The sequence below is a fragment of the Achromobacter sp. EG18 genome (assembly GCF_059759395.1).
The window spans coordinates 3,700,293-3,725,812 of record NZ_CM186213.1; the positions used below are offsets into that span (position 1 = coordinate 3,700,293).

Annotated in this window: 20 protein-coding genes; 14 read left to right on the plus strand and 6 right to left on the minus strand. The window is 68.3% G+C overall.

The genetic code is table 11. The features are described 5' to 3' along the window. Positions 1-133: 133 nt before the first annotated feature. Positions 134-2,200: a methionine--tRNA ligase gene (metG, locus tag AC6CR5_RS16900; protein ID WP_241061022.1), complete on the plus strand. Its 2,067-nt coding sequence runs from the start codon at positions 134-136 to the stop codon at positions 2,198-2,200. 87 nt (positions 2,201-2,287) lie between these two features. Here metG and AC6CR5_RS16905 read toward each other — a convergent pair whose 3' ends face one another. The 3 genes from AC6CR5_RS16905 to AC6CR5_RS16915 all read right to left on the minus strand — a co-directional run bounded on the left by AC6CR5_RS16905 (position 2,288) and on the right by AC6CR5_RS16915 (position 4,584). Beyond that, positions 2,288-3,025, minus strand: a complete 738-nt coding sequence (locus tag AC6CR5_RS16905; protein ID WP_024070442.1) for a sulfurtransferase — start codon at positions 3,023-3,025, stop codon at positions 2,288-2,290. Positions 3,026-3,120: 95 nt separating this feature from the next. Beyond that, entirely contained in the window at positions 3,121-3,915 is a 795-nt protein-coding gene (locus AC6CR5_RS16910; RefSeq protein ID WP_006385847.1) for an META and DUF4377 domain-containing protein, read from the minus strand. Positions 3,916-4,053: 138 nt separating this feature from the next. Continuing rightward, a complete protein-coding gene (locus AC6CR5_RS16915) occupies positions 4,054-4,584 on the minus strand; it encodes an META domain-containing protein (protein WP_020926270.1) in 531 nt (176 codons plus the stop codon). 265 nt (positions 4,585-4,849) lie between these two features. Between AC6CR5_RS16915 and AC6CR5_RS16920 the strand changes: the two genes are divergently transcribed. Continuing rightward, on the plus strand, positions 4,850-6,049 hold the full coding sequence (locus tag AC6CR5_RS16920) for an acyltransferase family protein (protein ID WP_223203251.1): 1,200 nt from the start codon (positions 4,850-4,852) through the stop codon (positions 6,047-6,049). Here AC6CR5_RS16920 and AC6CR5_RS16925 read toward each other — a convergent pair. Next, positions 6,030-6,425 carry a helix-turn-helix domain-containing protein gene (locus AC6CR5_RS16925; protein ID WP_155874114.1) on the minus strand — a complete coding sequence of 132 codons (396 nt, stop codon included), beginning with the start codon at positions 6,423-6,425 and terminating at the stop codon, positions 6,030-6,032. The genes AC6CR5_RS16920 and AC6CR5_RS16925 overlap by 20 nt on opposite strands. A gap of 679 nt (positions 6,426-7,104) precedes the next feature. Between AC6CR5_RS16925 and AC6CR5_RS16930 the strand changes: the two genes are divergently transcribed. Continuing rightward, positions 7,105-7,920 carry a winged helix-turn-helix domain-containing protein gene (locus AC6CR5_RS16930; RefSeq protein ID WP_006385843.1) on the plus strand — a complete coding sequence of 272 codons (816 nt, stop codon included), beginning with the start codon at positions 7,105-7,107 and terminating at the stop codon, positions 7,918-7,920. Between the two features lie 439 nt (positions 7,921-8,359). Further along, a complete protein-coding gene (gene kch / locus AC6CR5_RS16935) occupies positions 8,360-9,550 on the plus strand; it encodes a voltage-gated potassium channel protein (RefSeq protein ID WP_370445606.1) in 1,191 nt (396 codons plus the stop codon). A 148-nt stretch (positions 9,551-9,698) separates the two neighbouring features. On the opposite strand, the gene AC6CR5_RS16940 is transcribed toward kch, so the two are convergent. Beyond that, positions 9,699-11,279 (minus strand): EAL domain-containing protein, encoded by a 1,581-nt coding sequence (locus AC6CR5_RS16940; RefSeq protein ID WP_325100427.1) that lies wholly within the window; start codon positions 11,277-11,279, stop codon positions 9,699-9,701. A 143-nt stretch (positions 11,280-11,422) separates the two neighbouring features. On the opposite strand from AC6CR5_RS16940, the gene AC6CR5_RS16945 reads away from it, so the two are divergent. From AC6CR5_RS16945 to AC6CR5_RS16955, 3 genes are all read left to right on the plus strand, one after another. Further along, positions 11,423-11,935: a sigma-70 family RNA polymerase sigma factor gene (locus AC6CR5_RS16945; RefSeq protein ID WP_047991906.1), complete on the plus strand. Its 513-nt coding sequence runs from the start codon at positions 11,423-11,425 to the stop codon at positions 11,933-11,935. Further along, positions 11,932-12,879: a FecR family protein gene (locus AC6CR5_RS16950; protein WP_054445961.1), complete on the plus strand. Its 948-nt coding sequence runs from the start codon at positions 11,932-11,934 to the stop codon at positions 12,877-12,879. The genes AC6CR5_RS16945 and AC6CR5_RS16950 overlap by 4 nt, the downstream gene beginning before the upstream one ends. Before the next feature lie 110 nt (positions 12,880-12,989). Further along, positions 12,990-15,368, plus strand: coding sequence for a TonB-dependent siderophore receptor (locus AC6CR5_RS16955; protein WP_498084743.1), 2,379 nt, complete (start codon positions 12,990-12,992; stop codon positions 15,366-15,368). Positions 15,369-15,371: 3 nt separating this feature from the next. On the opposite strand, the gene AC6CR5_RS16960 is transcribed toward AC6CR5_RS16955, so the two are convergent. Then, the gene (locus tag AC6CR5_RS16960; protein WP_047991908.1) at positions 15,372-15,974 is read right to left on the minus strand and encodes a TetR/AcrR family transcriptional regulator; all 603 of its coding nucleotides are present in this window, start codon (positions 15,972-15,974) and stop codon (positions 15,372-15,374) included. A gap of 236 nt (positions 15,975-16,210) precedes the next feature. On the opposite strand from AC6CR5_RS16960, the gene AC6CR5_RS16965 reads away from it, so the two are divergent. Genes AC6CR5_RS16965 through phbB form a run of 7 tightly spaced genes read left to right on the plus strand, consistent with a single transcriptional unit; the run spans position 16,211 to position 25,456 of the window. Next, a complete protein-coding gene (locus tag AC6CR5_RS16965; RefSeq protein WP_051429216.1) occupies positions 16,211-17,731 on the plus strand; it encodes a PHA/PHB synthase family protein in 1,521 nt (506 codons plus the stop codon). A gap of 2 nt (positions 17,732-17,733) precedes the next feature. Continuing rightward, positions 17,734-19,242 carry an efflux transporter outer membrane subunit gene (locus tag AC6CR5_RS16970; protein WP_020926258.1) on the plus strand — a complete coding sequence of 503 codons (1,509 nt, stop codon included), beginning with the start codon at positions 17,734-17,736 and terminating at the stop codon, positions 19,240-19,242. After that, a complete protein-coding gene (locus tag AC6CR5_RS16975) occupies positions 19,239-20,306 on the plus strand; it encodes an HlyD family secretion protein (protein WP_020926257.1) in 1,068 nt (355 codons plus the stop codon). Before AC6CR5_RS16970 ends, AC6CR5_RS16975 begins: the two co-directional genes overlap by 4 nt. Beyond that, the gene (gene rbbA / locus AC6CR5_RS16980) at positions 20,306-23,059 is read left to right on the plus strand and encodes a ribosome-associated ATPase/putative transporter RbbA (RefSeq protein WP_054445966.1); all 2,754 of its coding nucleotides are present in this window, start codon (positions 20,306-20,308) and stop codon (positions 23,057-23,059) included. The genes AC6CR5_RS16975 and rbbA overlap by 1 nt, the downstream gene beginning before the upstream one ends. A 3-nt stretch (positions 23,060-23,062) precedes the next feature. Continuing rightward, on the plus strand, positions 23,063-24,190 hold the full coding sequence (locus AC6CR5_RS16985) for an ABC transporter permease (protein ID WP_020926255.1): 1,128 nt from the start codon (positions 23,063-23,065) through the stop codon (positions 24,188-24,190). Between the two features lie 47 nt (positions 24,191-24,237). Next, entirely contained in the window at positions 24,238-24,720 is a 483-nt protein-coding gene (locus AC6CR5_RS16990; RefSeq protein ID WP_020926254.1) for a hypothetical protein, read from the plus strand. Next, entirely contained in the window at positions 24,710-25,456 is a 747-nt protein-coding gene (gene phbB / locus AC6CR5_RS16995) for an acetoacetyl-CoA reductase (protein WP_006385829.1), read from the plus strand. The genes AC6CR5_RS16990 and phbB overlap by 11 nt, the downstream gene beginning before the upstream one ends. The last annotated feature ends 64 nt before the right edge of the window (positions 25,457-25,520 follow it).

Sequence of the window (25,520 nt, forward strand, 5' to 3'; positions counted from 1 at the left end):
GCCAGACGCGCCCCGCGCGACCGGCGGGTTGCGTCGTTTCAGGGGCCCGCCCCCGACCGCGCCGGGCGCATGCCCGCCATTGCCCTAAAATGGCCGGCCAACCCATTTTTCCCTTCAACCTCGACCGACAACCATGTCTCGCACTCTCTTTGTCACCACTGCGCTGCCCTACGCCAACGGATCCTTCCACATCGGCCACATCATGGAGTACATCCAGGCCGACATCTGGGTTCGTTCGATGCGAATGGCGGGCCACACGGTGCACTTCGTAGGTGCCGACGACGCGCACGGCGCGCCGATCATGCTCAAGGCCGAGAAAGAAGGCATCACGCCGCAGGCGCTGGTGGCCCGCTACGCCGCCGAGCGTCCGCAGTACCTGAACGGCTTCCACATCCGTTTCGACCACTGGCACACCACCGACTCGCCCGAGAACGTGGCGCTGTCGCAGGACATCTATCGCGCGCTCAAGGCGCAGGACCTGATCGAGACCCGCTCCATCGAGCAGTTCTACGACCCGGTCAAGGGCATGTTCCTGGCCGACCGCTACATCAAGGGCGAATGCCCCAAGTGCCACGCCAAGGACCAGTACGGCGATTCCTGCGAAGTCTGCGGCGCGGTCTACGCCCCGACGGACCTGATCAACCCGTACTCGGCCCTGACCGGCGCCACGCCGGTGCTGAAATCGTCGGATCACTTCTTCTTCAAGCTGTCGGATCCGCGCTGCGTCGAATTCCTGCAGCAATGGACCACCGGCAGCAACGCCAATGGCGGCAAGCACCTGCAGCCCGAAATGCTGGCCAAGACCCGCGAATGGCTGGGCGCCGAGGACGGCGAGGCCAAGCTGGGCGACTGGGACATCTCGCGCGACGCGCCCTATTTCGGCATCGAGATCCCGGACGCGCCGGGCAAGTACTTCTACGTCTGGCTGGACGCGCCGGTGGGCTACCTGGCCTCGCTGAAGTCGTACTGCGCGGTCAAAGGGCTGGACTTCGACGCCCTGCTCGACCCGGCCGGCAGCACCGAGCAGGTCCACTTCATCGGCAAGGACATCGTCTACTTCCACGCGCTGTTCTGGCCCGCGATGCTGAAATTCGCCGGCCGCAAGACGCCGGACGCGGTCAACGTGCACGGCTTCATCACCGTCAGCGGCGAAAAGATGTCCAAGAGCCGCGGCACCGGCATCTCGCCGCTGCGCTACCTGGAACTCGGCATGAACGCCGAGTGGATGCGCTACTACATCGCCGCCAAGCTGAACGCCCGGGTCGAGGACATGGACTTCAACCCCGAAGACTTCATCGCCCGCGTCAACAGCGACCTGGTCGGCAAGTACGTCAACATCGCCAGCCGCGCCGCCAGCTTCATCACCAAGCATTTCGACGGCGCCCTGGCCTATTCGGGCGACACCGCCGCGCTGTCGGCCGAATACGCCGCGCAGGCCGAGTCGATCCGCGCCGCCTTCGAGGCGCGCGAGTACAACCGCGCCATCCGCGAGATCATGGCCTACGCCGACCGCATCAACCAGGCGTTCGACACGGCCCAGCCGTGGGTGCTGGCCAAGGGCATCGCCACCGCAGACGAGGCGCAGAAGGCCGCGCTGCAGGACATCTGCTCGCGTTCGCTGGCCGGCTTCAAGGCCCTGTCGGTGATGCTGGCGCCGGTGCTGCCGGCCCTGGCCGAGCGCGTCGCGCGCGAACTGTTCGCCGCCGAGGCCGACTTCACCTGGGCCGACGCCGCCGTGCTGCCGCAGCGCGTGGCGCCGTTCAAGCACCTGATGCAGCGCGTCGAGCCGCAGATGCTGGAAGACCTGTTCGAGCCGCCCGCCGCCCCCGCCGTGATCCCCGGCGGCGAGCCGCTGGCCGAGACCATCTCGATCGACGACTTCGCCCGCGTCGACCTGCGCATCGCGCAGATCGTCAACTGCGAGCACGTCGAAGGCTCGACCAAGCTGCTGCGCCTGACGCTGGACGTGGGCGAAGGCCGCCACCGCAACGTCTTCTCCGGCATCAAGTCGGCCTACCAGCCCGAAGACCTGATCGGCAAGCTGACCGTCATGGTCGCCAACCTGGCGCCGCGCAAGATGAAGTTCGGCGTCTCCGAAGGCATGGTGCTGGCCGCCAGCCACGCCGACGAGACGGTGGACGCCGGCATCTACGTGCTGGAGCCGTTCCCCGGCGCCAAGCCCGGCATGCGCGTGCGCTGATCCGCACTCCCGAGCCATGAAAAAAAGCCCGCAATCTGCGGGCTTTTTTTCAGGCGGCGGCGGCGCGCCGGTCCTCGCGGGACGGGATCAATCCTTGCTCGGCGCCAGCGCCGGGTCGAGCGAGATGCGCTCGTCGAACACGAAGCACTTGCCGTCGAACCCCGGACCGCCGGTTTCCTCGAAGTATTTGAGGATGCCGCCGTCGAGCTGGTAGACGTTGTCGATGCCGGCCTCGTTCATGTAGATCGCGGCCTTCTCGCAACGGATGCCGCCGGTGCAGAAGCTGACCACGGTCTTGCCTTGCAGTTCGTCGCGGTGCGCCTGCACCGCCGCGGGGAATTGCGTGAAACGGTCGATGCGCCAGTCGATGGCGTCGCGGAAGGTGCCTTCGTCCACCTCAAAGGCGTTGCGCGTGTCCAGCATGACCACGGGGCGGCCGCTGTCGTCGGCGCCCTGTTCCAGCCAACGCGCGAGCGTCTTGGCGTCCACGCCCGGCGCGCGGCCGGCCTCGGGCCGGATCGTCGGGTGATTCATGCGGATGATTTCGCGCTTGATCTTCACCAGCAGCTTGCGGAACGGCACCTGCGCACTGTGGCTGAACTTCACCTCCAGGTCGGCGAACCGGGCATCGCCGCGCAGGTCGCGCAGAAAGCCGTCGATAGCGCCGGCCTGGCCCGCCAGGAACAGGTTGATGCCTTCCTCGGCCAGCAGGATGGTGCCCTTCAGGCCGGCCGCGCCAGCCACGGCCAGCAGCCGGGCGCGCAGCTCGGGCAGCGCGTCCAGCGAAACGAATTTGTAGGCGGCGATATTGACGACGGAAGACATGGCAAAGCGGGGCGTTGAGCGGCGAAGGGCGTAATAGTAATCGCTGGACCGCGGCGCCCGCTTGCCACGGATCAAGCGCGGCCCGCCGAACCGCCTCAGCGGCGCACGATTTCCTGTTCCACCACCGTATCCAGCACCCAGCGCAGGCCCGAGGCGTCGGCTGGCGGGTTGGGGTCCCTGACCTCGACCACTCGCAGGCGGTAGCGGATGCCGGGCTGGAAATTGAAGCCGGTGATATCGCCATACCAGAGCTGCCAGGGCTGCGTCGGCGTATCGCGCACCTGATAGCACATGGCGCGCCCGGCGCCGGCGTTGCACGGCACGCGCTCGGCGTTGACGTAGACCAGCTTGGTCGCGCCCACCTGGCCGCCGGCGACGGGATCGAGGCGACGGCCGAAATCCAGCGTGTCGCCGTTGCTCAGCGCCCACGTCATGCGTCGCGGATTGCTGGTGTTGTCGAAGGACGTGGCGGTGATGCGCGTCAGGCCGGCCAGGAATTCCTGTTCGAGCTTCATGTTCACCGGCGCGCAGGCCTTCATCGTCGCCACCGGGTTGGACTGGATGATCAACTGGCCGTTGGCCACCGTATAAGGCGCGCTGTAGGTGTTGCAGCCGGCGAAGCCGGTCGCGCGGGTAGCGCCCTGGTCATGGATGAAGCCGATGGTCACAGGCACCGAATTGGATGACGGATGCGGGATCTCGCGCAACGCGCCGCCGGGGCGGGTCCAACGCGCCAGGTCCCAGTTGGTCTGCGCCAGCACGTCCGAGGCAGCGGCCGGCTGGAAGCGCGGGTCGCGCCCGTCCGCGGTGCGCGGCGGCGCCGCGCAGGCCGCCAGCGTCAAACCAAGCGCGCACGGCGCGATCCAGCGCCAGGCAGAGGACAAGGACATGGAAATCTCCCGCAAGAAACAAGGACCGCCCGCCGCGGCACGCTTGCCGGCGGTTTCGGGCAGCGCCCATTGTAGGCGCGCCCCGCCTTGCGGCCGGATGCCGCAAAACATACTGAAACACCTGGCCGGCGCGCGCGTTCAGGGAGTGGGCGGATCCTGGCGGCGCTCGAACTCCAGCACGTCGCCGCCGCGCAGGTTGAACGTCAGATGGCGCGGCGCGCCGCCGCTGTCCAGCGTGAACGTGTCGATGACGGTCAAGCCGCGCAGATAGTCGGCTTCCAGCGCGGCGCGCTCGGCCGGCACGCACGCCATGCGGGTGGCGGCGGGCGCGTCGATGGCCAGTTTGCCGCCCTGCAGCTTATAGCTGCCCTGGTAGCGGTTGCAGCCCGAGAAGCCCTCGGCGCGGTACTGCTTGCCCTGTGCCAGGAAGGTCAGGCGGATCGGCTCGCCATTGTCGCCATGCGGAATATCGCGCAAGGCCCCGCCCGCGCGTGTCCAGCGCACCAGTTCCCAGCTGGTCTGGGCCAGCGAGTCCGCGCTGCTGGCCGCGTTGGCGGCGGCGGCGCCCTCGGCGCGCGCGCCGCCGGTGGACCCGGCGCAGCCAGCCAACGCCACGGCCAGCACCCCGACGCCCAGCACCCGGCAACGCGAAGACAGGAAGGTAAACATCGACAGCACTCCTGAAAAGACACAACCTCGACTGTAACCGCCATGAGGCCAGCACGTCCCGTGCCTCCGCCCGACAGCCGAAGCCTAAAGCTGCACCCGCTCATCGCGCGCGCTACATCGCGCGCAGGGGGCCTGCATCGAATGCCGCATGGCGGGGCGCCGTCGCCACGCGCAGAATCGACTGACACTTCCCGACAGGCCGGGCGCGGATCGGCGCCCGGCCCGGGCAGCCATAACAACAATTTCCGGAGACACGGCGATGGGCATGTTGAGAACCTTGCTGGCGCTGTCCGTCGTGCTCGACCACCTGGGCGGCGGCGCCACCGACTGGCTGGTGGGCGGGCGCCTTGCCGTACAGCTTTTCTACGTGATCTCGGGCTTCCTGATTTCCTATGTGCTGACCGCCACCGACCACTATCGGGGCGCGCCGGGCAGGTTCTATGCCAATCGCGCCTTGCGCCTGTATCCCGTCTATCTGGCCGTGGCCGCGCTGACGCTGCTGGCGTACCTTGCAGGCGGTGGCGAGGCGTTCTGGCGCGTCTACGAAGACCTGCCGCTGTCCGCCGAACTGTTCCTGGCGGTGTCGAACCTGGTGATCCTGGGCCAGGACTGGCTCATGTTCTTCGGTATCGAACAGGGTGGCCTGGCCTTTACCGGCAGTTTTGCCCACAGCGAAGTGCCGCTGTACCAGGGATTGCTGGTGCCGCAGGCGTGGACGCTGGGCGTGGAAATGAGTTTCTACCTGGTCGCGCCTTTCGTGCTGCACTCGCCGCGCCGCTTGCTGGTGCTGCTGGTGGCCTCGCTGGCGCTGCGCGCGGCGCTGATCGCCAGCGGCATCGGCCTGGGCGATCCCTGGACCTACCGCTTCTTCCCAACCGAATTGGCGTTGTTCCTGCTGGGTTCACTATCGCACCAGGTGCTGCTGCCACGCTGGCAGGCCTGGAGCCGGCGCGTTGCGCGGCTGCCGGAACTGGGCACGGCGTTGCTGTTGCTGTATGCGCTGGCCCATTTTTCCATTGGCCTGCCGCCCACCTTGCGCGATGGCATCGCGGTGTTGCTGTTCGCTGCGCTGCTGCCGCTGGCCTTCCTGTTCCAGTCACGGCACCGGCTCGACAAGGCGATCGGCGAACTGAGCTATCCGATCTACATCTGCCACGCGCTGGTCATCCTGTTCTTCGGCTGGCTGCTCGACGGCACCCAGGCGCGGCAGCCGGCGATGTTCATGGCGCTGGTGGTGGCCGGCTGCATCGGCTTGGCCGCGTTGCTCAACAGTCTCATCGCCGAGCCGGTGGAACGCCTGCGGCGGCGCCTGCGCGTGGACGCGCCGCTCGCAGGCGTGGGATCGGCGCCGCGCACCGTCAACCCGACCGGCGTGGCGCGCGGCGCGGCGCCTCTGGACAGGGCGCCCGTCCGGCACGCCGCGTCCGCCGGCGGCACGGTGGGGACTATTCGCCGCGCGCCTTGATGTAGGCGGCCAGCACCTGCTCGATCTGGCGCCTTTCCTGCAGGCTCAGGCGTGCATAGGTGGCGTACGACACCGTTTCGAACGGCCAGGGAGGCTGTTCAGGCGCGTCACCGGCGCCGGCGACGGACGTGGCATGGCCAGGATTGAGCATCGGCCCTTCGCCGGTGCTGAGCCACATGGGATTGACCCGCAGCGCGCGGGTCAGCTTGATGAGTGCATCGCTGGAAGGCTGCAGGCGCTGGCCGCTTTCGTAATTGCCGATAGCGCTTTGCGACAGGTTGCTCGCGACCGCCAAGTCCTTTTGTGTCCATCCCTGAAGCATTCTTGCGTTGCGCAGACGATGGCTAAACGTGTCCAATCGATCAACCTGAGACATTAATATGAATTTATTTATTTGATTAAAACATCTCAATACTGCCGCCAAATAAACGGATTGCACCCCAATTCCGTGGCTAATCCGTAAATCGCGGCGCCCTCCTCCCGGCCCCGTGCGGGCCCCTGCCCCGCCACCGCGAAACTGACCCGCGGCGATGCAAAAAACCCCTTTCTATCATCGGCTTGCAGTCGGCACGGCGCCATCCCGACGGTACCTGCCGCGCGCGGACGCGCGACGTTGGCGCGGGTTAACGCCGGCCCGAGTTTATGGTTTTTCGGCGTGTGAAAATAGAAAATAATGTATCGGTAATACTTAATATCTTCAGGTCTCAACCACGCAAAACAAACAGCGTTCCAAGCGCCACGCGGAAATATGCCTCGCGTCAATTGTTACCACCAGAAACTACAGAAACGTATCTTCACAAAAAAACACGCCCGTGTTTAAATGAAACACGGGCGTGACTTCCATGCGGAATCGGATCATCGGCGGCCTGGGCGCAACGCGCTCGAGCCAGGCGCCGCCCCGGACCCCGACCGCGGCCTCAACCTGCCGCGGCCCACACGCTGGGCACCAGCCCAGACCTTCGCCCGCCACCAGACAACACCGCCAGATGCCGCCACATCATGGCGCAGCAAAGGGAGAGGGGCATGACACGCAACGCAGGCGCGGACGGGCATCCATGAACAACACACTGGATGTCATTTTCCTGGCCCAGGACGACGCCAGGCACGGCCGGCTGGTCCAAGCGCTGTCCCATCTCGGATTCAGCGTACGTCGCTGCCACGACCTGGCCGACGTCTACGACCGCTATTCCCGCCGCGCCTGCCCGCTGATCATCCTGGAAGCGCCGCTGCCCGATATCCACAACGCCGCCGTACGGTTGCGCGCCATCGACCGCAGCCTGGGCATCGTCGCCATCGCGCCCTTCGGCGCCGAGGAAAACCGCATTCGCACCTTGCTCTGCGGCGCCGACGCGTGCCTGCCGCCGGAGGTCACCGGCCTGGAGCTGGCGGCGGTGCTGCAGGCGCTGGTGCGCCGCGCAGTGGGCCTGGACCTGTCCGAAGCGGTGGCCGAGCCGCCCCCCGACGACCCCCTGCAGGAAACCTGGCGCCTGGCCAACAAGGGCTGGACCCTCATCAGTCCCGCCGGGCGTACCCTCGGGCTGACCACGGGCGAGCGTGATTTCCTGACCCGCCTGGTGAAGGCGCCCGACCGCAAGGTCAGCCGCGACGCGTTCTATCCCGACGGCGCCGAAGACGCCGACGGCGCCATCACGCGGCGCCGCTTCGTAGACGTCATGATCAGCCGGCTGCGGCGCAAGGCGACAGCCAATCACATGACCTTGCCGATCCGCGCGGTGCATGGCTGGGGCTATATGTTCGCGGCGGATATCGCGCTGGAACTGGATCCGCGGGAAGGAGGAGAGGAGAGTCGTCCGGACGGACAGGAGGCCTGGCGTCGCGACACCGCGGATGCGGGCGCGCCATCTTACTGATACGCTGGCGCCAGGAGCCTGGCGATGGGCGAAAAAAACGCGGCGCTGCCCCGAAGGTAAGACGCCGCGCTAAAACAACACGTGAGCCTGGAGTCATCAGCCGGCACTGATGCCTTCTACCTAGATCACGCGATTCCAACATTCGTGCCTCATACTACTCACGCACGGACTGGCCGTGAGCCCGGTTGGGGTCTCTAGTCCCCACCCAAGCTGCAGCGTGATAACGCCCGGGGATTTCGTCCGCCCTGGCAGCTGGCGGGCTTGTCGCCCGTATCAGCGGCGTTCCTCTCGGATAGCCGCGTGATGAAGGCAGTTTAGGACGTCGGGCGCAATTCAAGTAATTCTTTGTTGATAGCCTTCTATACATATTGGATATAGCAAGCCCCCGGCGGGCGCCTATAGAATGCAGGCAAAGGATGCCCCTGCCATGCCCAATCCCCTGACCGGCCTTGCGCGCCGCCTGCGCCGTGTGATCTCCCTTGTGCCGCCCAACTGGTGTCTCGCCATCCTGGTGGCCCTGGACGGGTATGCCTTCATGCATCCGGTGCTGCGCGAAGTGCGGACGCGCGAGTATTCGTTCTGGCTGGCGCTGGACAACTGGCGGGACGTGATGCAGGTGGTCGGCCTGCTGGAGATCCCGCGGCTGGTGCTGGGGGTGGGGCTGCAGATCATCGCCCTTGGCCTGATCCTGAAGGCGCGCATCGCCTGGGCCTTCTCGCTGGTGCTGCTGATCGGCATCGGCACCTTCGCCATCCTGGGCGACAGCGGCCGCGCCGGACTCGGCATCTATACGCTGGTGCTGGTGGTGGCGCTGGTCGCCTATTGGCGCCGCTTCGATCGCGCCAGCGTCACTGCCGGCTCGCTGTTCGCGCTGGTCAGCATGGTGTCGCTGCTGATCTATGCGGTGTTCGGCACGCTGTACCTGGGCGAGGAATTCAATCCGCCCATCAAGGACGCGGCGACCGCCCTGTACTTTTCCATCGTCTCGATGTCGACGGTGGGCTATGGCGACATCACGCCGCACAGCAACGCGGCGCGGCTGTTCACCGCGTCGATTATCATTCTCGGCATCACCGTCTTCGCCACCTCCATCAGCGCGATCGCCGGCCCGGTGATCGGCGGCAACCTGAAACGGCTGGTCAAGGGCCGGTTTTCCACCGCCATGAGAAAAAACCACATCATCATCGCCGGCGCCACGCCCCTGGCCATGAGCGTCTACGACGGCCTGCGGCGCCGCGGCGACGAGGTCACGGTCATCGTGCCTGCCGGCGCGCCGCAGGAGTACCCGGCCGCCACCGACCTGATCGAAGGCGATGCCTCCAGCGTCGAGGTGCTGCGCAGCGCGGGCGTGACCCGCGCGCGCTATGTGCTGGCGCTGCGCGAGGACGACGCCGAGAACGCCTTCATCGTGCTGGCCGCCAAGGAAGCCGCCGGAGAACAGGGCGCCAGGACGGTGGCCCTGGTCAACACCAGCAAGCACCTGGAAAAAATCCGGCGGGTGCAGCCCGACCTGGTGTTCTCGGTGCAATTGCTCGGTGCCGAACTGCTGACGCGCGCCATCAACGGCGAGCCGCTGGACAGCCAATCGATCACCGACCTCTTCTTCGCCAAGGCGGCGCCACAACGCTAGCCGCAGCGATAGACATTGCCGGACAGCGTGGTGGCGCGGGCCTGCTGTTCACGACGCTGGCTTCGGCTTGCGCCTGTGGCGGGGAGGCACTGGAACGCGCCCGCCGCGACGCAAATGCCGCACCCGGACGTCCCGGACCGCGCGCTGCTCAACTCCGCGCCGCCGGCACCGGTGGCTCGGCCGCTTTGTCGGCATACCAGCGCACGAAGTCGGCCGACCGCATGGGCCGCGCGAACAGGTAGCCCTGGATGAATGCCACGCCGCGCTCGGTCAGGTAAGTGAATTGTCCAGGGGTTTCCACTCCCTCGGCCACGACCGACAGGCCCAGGCGGTGCGATAGCGTGATGATCACGTCCAGCACCGGCGCTTCCTCGCCGTTGTCCTGGATGGCCTGCACGAAGCCCTTGTCGATCTTGAGATAGTCGACCGGGAACATCTGCAGGTACGACAGCGAACAATGCCCCGTGCCGAAATCGTCGATAGCGACGAAAACGCCCTGAGCGCGCAGCGCGTCGATATTGCGGCGTGCCTGGCCATTGTCGGAGATCAGGCTGCGTTCGGTGATTTCCAGCACCATCAAGGACGGCCGGATCGCGCCGCGAAAGGCCTGGATGTCCGCGACCAGGGCGGGACTCGACAGATGTTCCGGCGCCACGTTCACGGCGATATGGAAATCGGGCGGTGTGTTCCAGGCCTGCATGTCGCGCTGGATCAGCTTGAGCAAGTGTTGCGTGAGCGGCACGATCATGTTTTCGGCCTCGGCCGCCGCGATGAAGATGTCGGGCCGCACCGGCCCCACGCCCGGCCGCGTCCAGCGCATCAAGGCCTCGGCGCCCTCGCAACGACCGGTGGCCTTGCCGTAGACCGGCTGGTATTCGACGTGCAACTCATCGGCGTCCATGGCGCGGCGCAATTGCTCCTTGAACGACTGCCGGTTCACTTGCAGGCGGTAGGCGCCGAAGGCCAGCAACGCCCCGCACAGCATCGCCACGGGCAGATAGGTGACCAGCAGCTGCTGCCAGGCGCGCACCACGGTTTCGGACGGCGCCATCACCCTGATGACCAGGTCGCCGCGGCCGGCAACCGTCTCGGTCGATTCAAACAGGCTCTCGGCCGCCGCCGTACCCCAGGCATCGTTGCGGATAGGCGCGCCCCGGCCCAGCGTCACTTCGAGCTGGTAGGCACCCAGTGACGACACCGCATTGAGCAGGTCCTGCACGTAGCGGCCGTCGACCACCACCACGCCGCCGCGCCCGTCCTCCCCCGCCATGCCCAGCAACAAGGCCGGGCGATCGGGCGCCAGGGGCGTGCCGGACACACTGACGAACCACTGCGTCGGCGGTGTGCCGACCGGCCAGCGGTGGAACGCGCCGGTTTCGTAGTCCACCTCTCCCAAGGCCGACGAGCAATAGATGTGCTCGCGCTTGACCAGCAACAACGAGCGGAAATACGGATTGAGCGTGCCCCAGCGGTACAGGTCGGGACGCGCCGTCTGGCAGGACTGCTCGGACAAGGCCGTGACCCGCGGCAGGATGTCGAGGGCACGAGCCATGATCTGGCCTGTCTGCACGCGCACGATCCGGCCAGCCGTGGCGGCTTCGGCACGCTCGGTGCTCAGCGCGTGCAGCCAGGTCCAGCCGATGCAACCGAGCACCGGCAGCACCAGGGCCAGTGCCACCGGGAAATAGCGCCAGGACGGCACGCGGACCGTCATTCCTGAGGTGGGCACATCTTCCTCGCAGCGTCAGTCATGGGGGTGTCGCAAGGATACAGGGAGGCGCGGCCCCGCGTGCGCGGGCACGCCGCAATGGTCCGGATCGACGTTTTTCCCATATACTGAATGATACTTATTCCTATCGATTAGTACGTCCCATGGGAAAGCCGTCCGCCTTCTCCGCTCTCGCTTCCCTGTACGTGGGCTATCGTCCCTGGCTGGTGGACCGGCTGCGCTTCCGGCTACGCAACCACGCCGACGCCGAGGACCTCGCCTCAGAGACCTTCCTGCAGGTGGCGACGGGCCGCGACCCGGCCCAGATCGCCGAGCCCAAGGCCTATCTGTCCACCATCGCGCGGCGCCTGCTGTTCCATTTCTGGCGGCGGCGCGAACTGGAGCAGGCCTATCTGCAATGGCTGGCGCTGCATGCCGGCGACAGCGCGCCCTCCCCGGAATCACAGGCCCTGGCCATGGAGCTACTGTTGCGCGTGGACACCCTGCTGGCCGGCCTGCCGCAGGCCGTGCGCGCGGTGTTCCTGTACAGCCAGCTGGATGGCCTGGGCTACGCCGAAATCGGCCAGCGCATGGGCCTGTCGGTGCGCACGGTGCAACGCCATTTCGCCCTGGCGCTGGAACGCTGCCTGAAGGCGCAGCGCGAGAACCGCGCATGACGCCCGACATCGATCGCCAGGCGGTGCAATGGATGGTGCGGCTCTGTTCGGGCTCCGCCACCGCGGACGACCAGTCCCGCTTCAGGCAATGGTGCGAAGCGGCGCCGGCCCATGCGCGGGCTTGGCAGGCGCTGCAGACCAGCGTCGGCGCGCCGCTGCAGGCATTGCGGGCCGCCGGCATGCCGTGCGCCGACGGCTCGCCGCTGCGCGATCTGCTGGCGCGCGGCCCCTCCCGACGCCAGTTTCTCGGCAAGACCCTGGCGCTGGCCGGGGTGGGCGTCGGCAGCGCGTGGCTCGGTCGCCATCTATGGCTGGCGCGCGCGGACGTCAGCACCGGCACGGCGCAACGCCTGTCGATCGCTCTGGAAGACGGCAGCCGGCTGGATCTGGACGCGCACACCGCGGTGCGGCTGGAATTCACGGACGCCGTGCGGCGGGTGCGCCTGCTGCACGGCGCGCTGGTCGCGGCCGTCACCCGGGATACCCGGCGGCCGTTCGGCGTCACGACCGAAGACGGCACCGCCTGGACCCATGGCGCCGAATACATGGTGCGCAAGGGAACCGGGCACAGTCTGGCGGCTGTGCTGCTACGCGAAGCCCGCATCGACAGCCGCTCGGGCCAGCAAATGGACCTGGGACAGGGACGGGCGGCACGCTATGGCGCGGACGGCATCCAGGCCCTGGAGGCGGAGTCGGCCACCGCCCTGGCCGCCTGGCGCCAGGGACGGCTCGACGTGCTGGACGCGCCGCTGGCCGTCGTGGCGGATGCGCTGCGCCCCTACATGCCCGGCGCGCTGCATCTGTCCGAGCGCGCCGCCGCGCTGCGGGTCCAGGGGGTATTCCCGCTCGACCATCCCGACCAGGCCTGGGCCGCGCTCGCCGCCACCCTGCCGCTCACCGTCACGCGTTACGGGGGCTGGCTGACCTGGGTGGACGCGGCCTGACACGCCAGCCGCCACACAACATCTGCTTACACATTGCTTGTCCGGTTTTCCGGCGTGGCGACACCTCCGGGTGAATCACCCCCCTTTTCCCTCCCCGGAGACCCACCGCCATGCCCCGCCCGTCCCGCGCCAGCCTGCTCTTCCTGGCCGCGCTGATTGCCCCCGTCGCCGTCGCCCAACCCGCGCGCCTCGCCTACGACCTGCCCGCCGCATCGCTGGCCGTCACCCTGAACCGCATCGCAATCCAGAACAACCGCGTCCTGTCGGTGGACCCCACCATGACGCGCGGCCTGGAGGCGCCCGCGCTGCGCGGCAGCTACACACTGGACGAGGCGCTCAGGCAAGCGACGGCCGGTTCCGGACTCGAAGCGGTGGCACTGCCGGGCGGCGCGCTCACACTCAGGCGCAACACGCAGTCGGTGCCCACGCTGGCGCCGATCGATGTCACCGGCAACCGCGAAAGCGCCTGGGGACCGGTACAGGGTTACCTGGCGCGCCGCAGCGCCACCGCGACCAAGACCGACACGCCCATCATCGAGACGCCACAGTCGATCTCGGTGATCACGGCGGACCGCTACAACACGCTGGGCGCCACCAACATCAAGGACGCCTTGGCCTACACGCCTGGCGTATCCACCACGACCTATGGCTCGGACTCGCGCTACGACTGGGTCTCGCTGCGCGGCTTCGACGCCTACACGCCGGGCTTCTATCTCGACGGGCTACCGCTGCGCAATAACGGCAACTGGGGCATCTGGCAGACCGAGAACTATGGCGCCGAGCGCATCGAACTGCTGCGCGGACCGGCGTCGGTGCTGTTCGGGCAGACCGGTCCTGGCGGCCTGATCAACGTGGTCAGCAAGCGTCCGCAGGAAGAGCCGCAGCACGAACTGCAGGCACAGGTGGGCGACCACCAGCGCCGCCGCATCGCCGCGGACTTCACCGGGCCGGTGGATGAAGACGGCAAGTGGCTGTACCGCTTCGTCGGCATGGGCCTGGATGCCGAGTTGCCGACCCATGGCATCGACAATGACCGGCTGTACCTGGCGCCGTCGCTGACCTGGCGGCCGTCGGCGGACACCACGCTGACGTTGCTGACGCAATACGCCACCAAGCGCGGCGGCACGTACACGCGGGCCCGACCGGCCGAAGGGTCGCTGGTGCCGACGCCGGCAGGCACGCGCATCCCGACCTCGCTGTTCGTCGGCGAGCCCGGCTACGACCATTTCAACCAGACCCAGTGGATGGCGGGCTACGAGCTGGAACACCGCGTCAGCGACGCGCTGACGCTGCGCCAGAACCTGCGCTACGGCCATCTCGACCTCGATTACTCCGCGGTGCAGGCCAACGGCTACGCCAGTGTCAACGACGACGTCACCGATCCCGCCAACTACCAGGTACTGCGGCGTTCGGTGTTCGGCAGCCGCGAACACATCGCAAGCTTCAACGTCGACAATCAGGCCCAGACCGATGTGCGGCTGGGCGACTGGCACCATCGCATCCTGGTGGGCGTGGACTACCAACGTCACCGCATCGACCAGGTCAGCTTCAGCGGGGGCTCGGCGCCGCCCCTGAGCATCCACGACCCGCAATACCGCCAGGGCCCGATCACGCGCGCCACGCCCTGGATGGATGCCGATCTGACGCTGACGCAGACGGGGCTGTACGTGCAGGACCAGATCAAGTGGAACGAGCGCTGGGTCGCCACGCTGGGCGGGCGCTACGACAGCGCCGACAACACGGTGCGCGACCGCCAGGACGGCAGCACCACCCGCATCAGCAGCCACAAGTTCACCAGCCGCGCCGGCCTGGTCTATGTGGATCCGACCGGCTGGGCGCCCTACGTCAGCTACGGCGAGTCGTTCGTACCCACCGCCACCGTGGACTCGTCGCAACGCACACCGTTCAAGCCCGAGACCAGTCGCCAGTACGAGGTCGGCCTGCGCTACCACCCGCCCGGCACCCAGGACAGCTATAGCGTGGCGGCGTTCGATTTACGGCGTCGCAACTACATCACCTACGACGCGGACTCCATTCCCAGGCAGACCGGAGAGGTCACGGTGCGCGGCGTGGAGTTCGAGGCCACGCTACAACCGATCCCGCGCATGAACGTGATTGCCTCGTATTCGTGGACGCCCAAGGCGGCCATCACGGCCAGCAGCAATCCGGACGAGGTCGGCAAGCAGGCCACCGCCGTGCCGTTGAACCGCGCGTCGCTGTGGGTCGATTACCGCTTCGACTCGCACATCAAAGTCGGCGCGGGCGCGCGCTTCACCGGCGCCAACTATGGCGATGGCAGCATCGCCCCCAAGCAAGTGCCCTCGTTCGTGCTGTTCGACGCCATGATCGGCTACGACATCGGTCGCTGGAGCTTGGCGCTGAACGCGCGCAACCTGACCAACAAGACGTACATCGCCAACTGCGGCTACGGCAATTGCTATTACGGCGATCCGCGCACGGTCGTCGCCACCGCCAGTTATCGCTGGTGACGGCTACAGCAAACCGCAGATCAGCGCCACGTGCGCTTCGCGCCGCTGCGGCAGGTTCAGGCGCTCGTCCGGGCCCAGCAGGATCGCCATGAAGATGGCGTGGACCACCGGCGACAGCAGCAGCCAGGGATGCCGCAGCGCGGCGCCATCGCCGCACAGGCCGCGCGCGCGGGCCAGCTCCAGCAGTTGGGCGATGTCGGCCTGGTGCGCGTCGGCGGTCTGTTCGCGCCAGCGCCGCGCCAGGTGCGGCACGCGCAGGCTTTCGGCCAGCAGCAGGCGCATGGCGCTGATCATGGCGGGATTGGCCAGGCTGGCATAGAGATGGTTGACGAGGCGTTCGGCCAGGTGGCGCGGCGTGGCCGAGCCCTCTACCAGGGCGCGGGCGTCGAGCCGCGGTGGGCAAAGGTAGCGCGCCAGCAGCGCCTCGAAGACTTCCTCCTTGCTGGCGAAATGCGCGTACAGGCCGCCTTTGGACAGACCGGCGCGCAAGGCGATGTCATCCATCCGGGCGCCGGTGTAGCCGGCGGCCGAGAACTCCTGCAGCGCGGCATCGAGGATCTGCCCGACGCGCACGGTAGGAGGGAGACGCTGACGTTGCGAACTCATCACCCCTGCTCCCATTGCGGATTGGCGGGCAGCGCCGCCGCCCGCCAACAGCACCATTAAAAACCGACCAGTCAGTCGCTAACTTGATTCTGATCAAGGATTGATCACCACCGCGGCGGCACAATGCTTTCAAGACGTTTGAGTCGGATTGGTCCGACACCGGGCCACAAGCCCGGATGCGCGACGATCCGGCCTCGCGAGCGGCATTCCCGCCGCCCGCGCGCCCTGGAGCCATCATGCCGAAACGGAACCCGCCAGCCCCCCCACAGACCGCGCTGCGCGCGGGCCGGTTCGATGACGACGCCTGGCGCCAATGGCCCTACGCCCTGTGGAGCCAAGGCTTCCAGCAGGCCCAGCGCAACTGGGACGCCTGCGTCCGCGCCCTGCCGCTGGCGGATCGCCACCAGCGCGACCTGGCCGCGTTCATGGTGCGCCAATGGCTGGAGTGGTGGGCCCCGGACAACAACCCATGCGCCAATCCGCTGGTGCTGCGCCAGACCTTGCGGGAAGGCGGTGCCAATCTGCTGCGCGGCGCGCAGGCCGCCTGGGAAGACGGGCTGCGTCAGTTGGGCGGCCTGCCGCCGGCCGGCGCCGAACAGTTCCGTCCCGGCCACGAGGTGGCGGTCACGCCCGGCAAGGTCGTGCTGCGCAATCCGCTGGCCGAACTGATCCAGTACCGGCCCGCGACCCGCCAGGTGCGGCCCGAGCCGATCTTCATCGTGCCGGCCTGGATCATGAAGTACTACGTGCTGGATCTGTCGCCGCACAACTCGCTGATCCGCTATCTCGTCGGCCAGGGCTATACGGTGTTCTGCGTGTCGTGGAAAAACCCCACGGCCGCCGACCGCGACCTGGGGCTGGACGATTACCTGCGCCTGGGTGTGCGCGAGCCGTTGCAAGCGATCGCGGCGATCGTGCCCGGCGCGGCGGTGCACGCGGCGGGATACTGCCTGGGCGGCACGCTGCTGGCCATGGCCGCCAGCGCCATGGCGCGCGACGGCGACTCGCGGCTGGCCAGCCTGAGCCTGCTGGCGGCGCAAACCGACTTCAGCGAGCCCGGCGAGCTGGGCCTGTTCATCGACGCGTTCCAGGTCGCCCTGATGGAGGCCGAAATGGCGGCGCTGGGCTATTTCCCGGCGCGGCAGATGAGCGGCGCATTCCAGCTGCTGCGCGCGCAGCAGCTGGTGTGGTCGCGCATGACCTCGGAATACCTGCTGGGCCAGCGCCGCCCCATGAACGACCTGCAGGCCTGGAACGCCGACGCCACCCGCATGCCCGCCCGCATGCACGGCCAATACCTGCGCCACCTGTACCTGGACAACGACCTGGCCGCCGGCCGCTACGCCGTGGATGGCCGCCCGGTGCGGCTGCAGGACCTGCGCCTGCCGACCTTCTGCGTCGGCACCGAGACCGATCATGTGGCGCCATGGCGTTCGGTCTACAAGCTGCACGAGCTGTCGCCTGCCGCGCTGACCTTCGTGCTGACCAGCGGCGGTCACAACGCCGGCATCGTCAGCGAACCGGGCCATCCGCGGCGGCGCTTTCGCAGCCTGCTGCGCGCGGCGGGTCAGCCGGCGCTGGCCCCGGACGCCTGGCTGGCGGCGGCCACGCCGCACGACGGTTCCTGGTGGCCGCACTGGCGCGCCTGGCTGGACGGGTTGTCCGGCAAGCCGGCCAGCCCCCCCTCGATGGGCGCCGCGCGCAAGGGCTACCCCGCGCTGGGCGACGCGCCCGGCACCTATGTGATGGAGCAATGAGCATGAACCGCCGTCCCCTTGCGCGATGGCGCGCCGCCCGGCTGGCGCCGGCCGCCCTGGCCGTACTGCTGGCGCAAGGCTGCGTGTCGATGGCGCCGCAATACGTCCGGCCCACGGCGCCAGTGGCGGCCGTCTATCCCGGCCAGGCCGCCGCGCCCGACGCCTCGCTGCCGAGCGCGGCGCGCGTCGACTGGCGCGGCTACTTCACCGATCCCGTGCTGCAAGGCCTGATCGGCGACGCCCTGGCGCACAACCGCGACCTGCGCACGGCGCTGTTGCGGGTCGAGGAAGCGCGGGCCCTCTACGGCATCCAGCGCGCCGACCAGTTCCCCACGATCGGCGCGCAGGCGGACGGCAGCCGCGGCCGCACGCCCGGCGACCTGAACCTCACCGGCCAGCCGCAGGTGGCCAGCCAGTACCAGGTCGGCGTGGGCATGGCGGCCTGGGAACTGGACTTCTGGGGCCGCGTGCGCAGCCTCAAGGACGCCGCGCTGGAGAACTACCTGGCCTCGGACGCCGCCGCCGAAGCCGCCACGCTGAGCCTGATCGCGCAAGTGGCCGACAGCTACCTGACGCTGCGCGAACTGGATGAGCGGCTGGCGCTGACGCGCGCCACCATCGCCTCGCGCGAGGAGTCGCTGCGCATCTTCCGCCGGCGCTACGAGGTGGGCTCGATCTCGAAGCTGGACCTGACCCAGGTCGAGACGCTCTGGCAACAGGCGCGCGCGCTTGGCGCCGACCTGGAACAGGCCCGCGCCACGCAGGCCCATGCGCTGGAACTGCTGACCGGCCAGCCGCTGGCGCAGCCGCTGCCGCGCGCCGGCCTGGACGACGACAGCGTCATGCGCGACCTGCCGGCCGGGCTGCCGTCGGACCTGCTGACCAATCGGCCCGACATCGTCGCCGCCGAACACCAGCTGCGTGCCGCCAACGCCAACATCGGCGCGGCGCGCGCCGCCTTCTTTCCGCGCATCACGCTGACGGGCGCGTTCGGCAGCGCCAGCGCCGAACTGGACGGCCTGTTCGGCGGCGGCAGCCGCGCCTGGAATTTCGCGCCCAGCATCAACCTGCCGATCTTCGACGCGGGACGCCGCGGCGCCAACCTCGACCTGGCCGAAGTGCGGCGCGACCAGGCCGTGGCCAGCTATGAGCGCGCCATCCAGGGCGCCTTCAAGGATGTCGCCGACGCCCTGTCGGCGCGCCGCTGGCTGGCCGAACAAGTGCAGGTATTGCGCGCCACCGTGGACGCGCAAAGCGAACGCGCGCGGCTGGCCAAGCTGCGCTACGACCACGGCGCCTCGCCCTATCTGGAGGTACTGGACGCGCAACGCGACCTCTTGGCCGCCCAGCAGACGCTGGTGCAGACCCGCCGCGCGCTGCTGTCGGCCCGTGTCGGCCTGTACGCCGCGCTGGGCGGGGGCTCGCAGGCGCGCGCCGCGCCGCCCGCCCCACCCGGAGCCCAGCCCGCCCCCGCCGCTCCCGCGCCGCTCAACACAGGATCCGCATCATGAAGCTGCCCACCCGAAAACTGATTCCCCTGCTCGCGATCGTGGCCGTGGCGGCCGCCGGCTACTACGGCTGGCGCATGCTGTCCGACACCGGCCCGGGCGCGGGCTTCGTCAGCGGCAACGGCCGCATCGAAGCCACCGAGGTCGACGTCGCCACCAAGCTGGCCGGGCGGGTGCAGGACGTGCTGGTGGCCGAAGGCGATTTCGTCAGCGCCGGCCAGCCGCTGGCCCGCATGCAGATCGACACGCTGCAGGCGCAGCGCGAGGAAGCCCGCGCCCAGCACCAGCAGGCCGTCAACAATGCCGCCAGCGCCAGCGCGCAGGTGGCGCAACGCGAAAGCGACAAGCTGGCCGCCGAGGCCGTGGTGGTGCAGCGCGAAAGCGAGCTGGACGCGGCGCGTCGACGGCTGGCGCGTTCCGAGACGCTGTCGCGCGAAGGCGCCTCGTCGATCCAGGAGCTGGACGACGACCGCGCCCGGGTGCGCAGCGCGCAGGCCGCCGTCAACGCCGGGCGCGCCCAGGTCAAGGCGGCACAGGCCGCCATCGACGCCGCCAAGGCCGCCCAGGTTGGCGCCCAGTCCGCGGTCAACGCCGCGCTGGCCACCATCGCCCGCATCGAGGCCGACATCGCCGACAGCGAACTGCGCGCCCCGCGCGACGGCCGCGTGCAGTACCGCGTGGCGCAGGCCGGCGAAGTGCTGGGCGCGGGCGGCAAGGTGCTGAACATGGTCGACCTGGCCGATGTCTACATGACCTTCTTCCTGCCGGAGCAGGCGGCCGGCCGCGTCGCCCTGGGCCAGGACGTGCGCATCGTGCTGGACGCGGCGCCGCAGTATGTGATTCCGGCCAAGGTGTCGTTCGTGGCCAGCACCGCGCAATTCACGCCCAAGACCGTCGAGACGGCAACCGAGCGCCAGAAGCTGATGTTCCGCGTCAAGGCGCAGATCGCGCCCGAGCTGCTGCGCCAGCATCTGCGCCAGGTCAAGACCGGCCTGCCCGGCGTCGCCTGGCTGAAGCTGGACGCCGACGCGCAATGGCCCGCCAACCTTGAAGTCAAGGTGCCCTGATGGCTCCGACCACGACGGCCTCCCCGGCTCCGGTGGTCAAGCTGTCGGGGGTATCGCTGCGCTATGGCAAGACGCTGGCGCTGGATGGCATCACGCTCGACATTGCCGCCGGCCGCATGATCGGCCTGATCGGGCCGGACGGCGTGGGCAAGTCCAGCCTGCTGGCGCTGATCGCCGGATCGCGCGCTGTACAGGACGGCACGATCGAGGTGCTGGGCGGCGACATGGCCGACAAGCGCCATAGGGACGACGTCTGCCCGCGCATCGCCTACATGCCGCAGGGCCTGGGCAAGAATCTCTACCCCACCCTGTCGGTGGAAGAGAACCTGCAATTCTTCGGCCGCCTGTTCGGCCATGGCGAGGCCGAGCGCCGCCGCCGTATCGACAGCCTGACCCGCAGCACCGGCATGGCCGCGTTCCTGTCGCGCCCGGCGGGCAAGCTGTCCGGCGGCATGAAGCAGAAGCTGGGCCTGTGCTGCGCGCTGATCCACGATCCCGACCTGCTGATCCTGGACGAGCCCACCACCGGCGTCGACCCGCTGGCGCGGGCGCAGTTCTGGGACCTGATCAACCAGATCCGGCGCGAGCGCCCGGGCATGAGCGTGATCGTCGCCACCGCCTACATGGACGAGGCCCAGCGTTTCGACTGGCTCATCGCCATGGACGAAGGCCGCGTGCTGGCTACCGGCACCCCTGACGAACTGCGCCAGCGCACCGGCACCGGCTCGCTGGAGGCCGCCTTCATCGCGCTGCTGCCCGAGGAAAAGCGGCGCGGCCACCAACCCGTCGAGATCACGCCGCTGGCGCTGGACGAAGACGCCACCATCGCCATCGAGGCGCGCGACCTGACCATGCGCTTCGGCGACTTCGTCGCGGTGGACCATGTCAATTTCCGCATCCGCAAGGGCGAGATCTTCGGCTTTCTCGGATCCAACGGCTGCGGCAAGTCGACCACCATGAAGATGCTGACGGGCCTGCTGCCGGCCAGCGAAGGCAAGGCCTGGCTGTTCGGCGCCGAAGTCGACCCGCGCAACATCGACACGCGCCGCCGCGTCGGCTACATGTCGCAGGCGTTTTCGCTCTATGGCGAACTGACCGTGCGGCAGAACCTGGTGCTGCACGCGCGGCTGTTCCATGTGCCCGAGGCCGACATCCCCGGCCGCGTCGCCGAGATGGCGGCGCGCTTCGGCCTGGGCGATGCGCTGGAGGAACTGCCCGAGAACCTGCCGATGGGCGTGCGCCAGCGCCTGTCGCTGGCGGTGGCCATGGTGCACAAGCCCGAACTGCTGATCCTGGATGAGCCGACCTCGGGCGTGGACCCGGTGGCGCGCGACAACTTCTGGCGCCTGCTGATCGCGCTGGCGCGGCAGGACCAGGTCACCATCTTCATCTCGACGCACTTCATGAACGAGGCGCAGCGCTGCGACCGCATGTCGCTGATGCACGCGGGCAAGGTGCTGGTGAGCGCCTCGCCCGACGAGATCACCCGGATGCGCGGCGCCAAGACGCTGGAGGAAGCCTTCATCGCCTACCTGGTCGATGCGGGCGCGGGCACGGCACCCGACGCGGCGCGGGAGGTTGAGCAGGCGCCTGTCGCGCAGCCGCCGGCAGCCGCGCACGAGCCGCGCGGCTTCAGCATGCAGCGCATGTTCAGCTACATGTGGCGCGAGGCGCTGGAACTGCGCCGCGACCCAGTGCGCGCCACCCTGGCGCTGGCCGGTTCGCTGCTGCTGATGTTCGTGATGGGCTTTGGCATCAGCCTGGACGTGGAAGACCTGCGCTACGCGGTCATGGACCGCGACCAGACCGCGCTGAGCCAGAACTACAGCCTGAACCTGGCGGGCTCGCGCTACTTCATCGAGCAGCCGCCGATCAGCAGCTACCAGGACATGGACGCGCGCATGCGCAGCGGCGAGCTGTCGCTGGCGATCGAGATTCCGCAGGGGTTCGCGCGCGACGCCGAGCGCGGCCGCAACGCGCAGGTCGGCGTCTGGATCGACGGCGCCATGCCGCAGCGCGCCGAGACCATCCGCGGCTACGTGCTCGGCATGCACCAGGGCTGGCTGCAGCAGCAGGCGCGCGAACGGCTGGGCGCCGCCGCCACGCAGGCGGTCGGCATCGAGACGCGCTTTCGCTACAACCCCGACGTGCGCAGCCTGCCGGCCATGGTGCCGGCCGTGATCCCGCTGTTGCTGCTGATGATGCCCGCCATGCTGACCGCGCTGGCGGTGGTGCGCGAGAAGGAGCTGGGCTCGATCATCAATCTGTACGTCACGCCGGTGACGCGGCTGGAATTCCTGCTGGGCAAGCAGGCGCCCTATGTGGCGCTGGCGATGCTGAACTTCCTGTTGATGACGCTGCTGGCGGTGACGCTGTTCGGCGTGCCGATCACCGGCAGCTTCACCACGCTGCTGGCGGCCGCGCTGATCTACAACGTGGTGGCCACCGCCATCGGCCTGCTGGCCTCCACCTTCACCCGCAGCCAGATCGCGGCGCTGTTCTTCACCATGATCGGCACGCTGGTGCCGGCGGTGCAGTTCGCCGGCCTGCTCAACCCGGTGTCGTCGCTGGAAGGCGGCGGCAAGCTGATCGGCCAGGTCTACCCCGCCACCCACATGCTCACGATCAGCCGCGGCGTGTTCAGCAAGGCGCTGGATTTCTCCAACCTGCAGGGTTCGTTCTGGCCGCTGCTGATCGCCATTCCGGTGATCCTGGGCGCCTCGGCGCTGCTTCTGAAAAAACAGGAGACCTGAGCCATGCCGCGACATGCCGCCAATATCTTCCGCCTGGGCGTCAAGGAACTGTGGAGCCTGGCGCGCGACCCGATGATGCTGGTGCTGATCTTCGTGTCGTTCACGCTGATGATCTACACGGCCGCGACCGCCGTGCCCGAATCGCTGCACAACGCGGCCATCGCGGTGGTGGACGAGGACGTCTCGCCACTGTCCGCGCGCATCACCTCGGCGTTCTACCCGCCGCACTTCACGCGTCCGGCGATGGTCACCTCGGCCGAGGCCGACGCCGGCATGGACGCCGGACGCTACACCTTTGTCGTCAACGTGCCGCCGAACTTCCAGCGCGACGTGCTGGCCGGCAGGCCGGCCGAGATCCAGCTGAACGTGGACGCCACCCGCATGAGCCAGGCGTTCACCGGCAGCAGCTACATCCAGCAGATCATCACCGACGAGATCAACGAATTCGTCAAGCGCTACCGCAAGCCGACCGAGCTGCCGGTGGACCTGGCGGTGCGCATGCGCTTCAACCCCAACCTGACGCAGGCCTGGTTCGGCAGCCTGATGGAGATCATCAACAACGTCACGATGCTGTCCATCATCCTGACGGGCGCGGCGCTGATCCGCGAGCGCGAGCACGGCACCATCGAACACCTGCTGGTCATGCCGGTTACACCGACCGAGATCATGCTGGCGAAAGTCTGGTCCATGGGGCTGGTGGTACTGGTGTCGGCTGGGCTATCGTTGACATTCGTCGTGCGTGGCCTGCTGCAGGTGCCGGTCGAGGGATCGGTGGCGCTGTTCCTGGCCGGGGTGGCGCTGCACCTGTTCGCGACCACCTCCATGGGCATCTTCATGGCCACCCTGGCGCGCAGCATGCCGCAGTTCGGCATGCTGCTGGTCCTGGTGCTGCTGCCGCTGCAGATGCTGTCCGGCGGCACCACGCCGCGCGAAAGCATGCCGGACTTCGTGCAGAACATCATGCTGGCCGCCCCCACCACCCATTTCGTGGAACTGGGCCAGGCGATTCTCTTTCGCGGCGCCGGCCTGGGCGTCGTATGGCAACCGTTCCTGGCGCTGGCGCTGATCGGCAGCGTCCTGTTCGCCTTCTCGTTGACCCGTTTCCGCAAGACCCTCAGCCAGATGGCGTGAGGCCTGTGCATTCGTTGCCCCTTACCACTCTCTTAAAAGGACGCATCATGAAGAAGACCACCGGGAAGACCACCGCTTCCTCGCCCCAGGACCTCGCCGGCGCCAACGCCGCCTACTGCCAGCGCCTGGCTGAACTGGCGCGTGAAAGCCAGCAGCGCTGGCTGCAGCTGGGCCAGCGCCTGGCCAGCGACGGCACCGGCCAGTACCTGTCGACGCTGGCGCCGCTCAAGCTCGACGGCAACTGGCAGAACATCGCCCCCGCGCTGGGCGAGGTCACGCGCAAGCAATGGCAGTGCCAGCTCGAAGCCAGCCAGGCCATCACGCATGCCGCGCTGGAAGACCAGGCGGCGCTGGCCGCCGGCGTCAGCGAGGCCGTCAGCGGCTGGCTGCGCAACGCCTCGGCGGCGGCCAGCGGCGGCCTGGCCGATTCGCCGCTGACGCGCATGTGGTCGTCGTATTGCGATCAGATGACCTCGGCCTGCTCGGCCATGCGCGAGGCCAGCCAGTTCGGAGCGCGCCATGGCGACTAAACGCACCGCGCTCGTCACCGGCGGCACCGGCTGCCTGGGGCGCGCCATTGCCCGGGCGCTGCTCGATGCCGGCCATGATGTCATCGTCACCTGCCATGCCAGCGAAGCGGCCACGCGCCAGTGGCTCGACCAGGAGGCGGCCGCCGGCCGCCGCTACGACATGGTCAAGGTCGACGTGGCCGACTACGACGCCTGCCAGGCGCTGGCGCGGCGCCTGGCCGACGACGGCCGCCAGATCGACATCCTGGTCAACAATGCCGGCATCACGCGCGACGCCAGCCTGCGCAAGATGAGCTACGAGAACTGGAACGACGTGCTGCGCAGCAATCTCGATTCGATGTTCAACATGACGCAGCCCCTGTGCGGGCCGATGGCCGACCGCGGCTGGGGACGCATCGTCAACATCTCGTCGGTGAATGGCTCCAAGGGTGCCTTCGGGCAGACCAACTACGCCGCGTCCAAGGCCGGCATCCACGGCTTCACCAAATCGCTGGCGCTGGAATTGGCCAGGAAGGGCGTCACGGTCAACACGGTGTCGCCGGGCTACCTGGCCACGCGCATGGTCGAGGCCGTGCCGGAAGATGTGCTCAAGGAGAAGATCCTGCCGCAGATTCCGCTGGGCCGGCTGGGCCAGCCCGACGAAATCGCCGCGCTGGTGGCGTTCATCTGCAGCGATGCGGCGGCGTTCATGACCGGCAGCAATGTCGCCATGAACGGCGGGCAGCACATGTACTGACGCCTCCGCCACGGATGACCGCATCGCCCCCTGGACGAGGTCGATGCGGCCATCCGCCAGATGC

Excerpts from the sequence above, each read along its gene's own strand:
- metG (WP_241061022.1), top strand. The coding sequence starts at position 134 with ATGTCTCGCACTCTCTTTGTCACCACTGCGCTGCCCTACGCCAACGGA.
- AC6CR5_RS16905 (WP_024070442.1), bottom strand. The coding sequence starts at position 3,025 with ATGTCTTCCGTCGTCAATATCGCCGCCTACAAATTCGTTTCGCTGGAC.
- AC6CR5_RS16910 (WP_006385847.1), bottom strand. The coding sequence starts at position 3,915 with ATGTCCTTGTCCTCTGCCTGGCGCTGGATCGCGCCGTGCGCGCTTGGT.
- AC6CR5_RS16915 (WP_020926270.1), bottom strand. The coding sequence starts at position 4,584 with ATGTTTACCTTCCTGTCTTCGCGTTGCCGGGTGCTGGGCGTCGGGGTG.
- AC6CR5_RS16920 (WP_223203251.1), top strand. The coding sequence starts at position 4,850 with ATGTTGAGAACCTTGCTGGCGCTGTCCGTCGTGCTCGACCACCTGGGC.
- AC6CR5_RS16925 (WP_155874114.1), bottom strand. The coding sequence starts at position 6,425 with ATGTCTCAGGTTGATCGATTGGACACGTTTAGCCATCGTCTGCGCAAC.
- AC6CR5_RS16930 (WP_006385843.1), top strand. The coding sequence starts at position 7,105 with ATGAACAACACACTGGATGTCATTTTCCTGGCCCAGGACGACGCCAGG.
- AC6CR5_RS16945 (WP_047991906.1), top strand. The coding sequence starts at position 11,423 with ATGGGAAAGCCGTCCGCCTTCTCCGCTCTCGCTTCCCTGTACGTGGGC.
- AC6CR5_RS16950 (WP_054445961.1), top strand. The coding sequence starts at position 11,932 with ATGACGCCCGACATCGATCGCCAGGCGGTGCAATGGATGGTGCGGCTC.
- AC6CR5_RS16955 (WP_498084743.1), top strand. The coding sequence starts at position 12,990 with ATGCCCCGCCCGTCCCGCGCCAGCCTGCTCTTCCTGGCCGCGCTGATT.
- AC6CR5_RS16960 (WP_047991908.1), bottom strand. The coding sequence starts at position 15,974 with ATGAGTTCGCAACGTCAGCGTCTCCCTCCTACCGTGCGCGTCGGGCAG.
- AC6CR5_RS16965 (WP_051429216.1), top strand. The coding sequence starts at position 16,211 with ATGCCGAAACGGAACCCGCCAGCCCCCCCACAGACCGCGCTGCGCGCG.
- AC6CR5_RS16970 (WP_020926258.1), top strand. The coding sequence starts at position 17,734 with ATGAACCGCCGTCCCCTTGCGCGATGGCGCGCCGCCCGGCTGGCGCCG.
- AC6CR5_RS16975 (WP_020926257.1), top strand. The coding sequence starts at position 19,239 with ATGAAGCTGCCCACCCGAAAACTGATTCCCCTGCTCGCGATCGTGGCC.
- rbbA (WP_054445966.1), top strand. The coding sequence starts at position 20,306 with ATGGCTCCGACCACGACGGCCTCCCCGGCTCCGGTGGTCAAGCTGTCG.
- AC6CR5_RS16985 (WP_020926255.1), top strand. The coding sequence starts at position 23,063 with ATGCCGCGACATGCCGCCAATATCTTCCGCCTGGGCGTCAAGGAACTG.
- AC6CR5_RS16990 (WP_020926254.1), top strand. The coding sequence starts at position 24,238 with ATGAAGAAGACCACCGGGAAGACCACCGCTTCCTCGCCCCAGGACCTC.
- phbB (WP_006385829.1), top strand. The coding sequence starts at position 24,710 with ATGGCGACTAAACGCACCGCGCTCGTCACCGGCGGCACCGGCTGCCTG.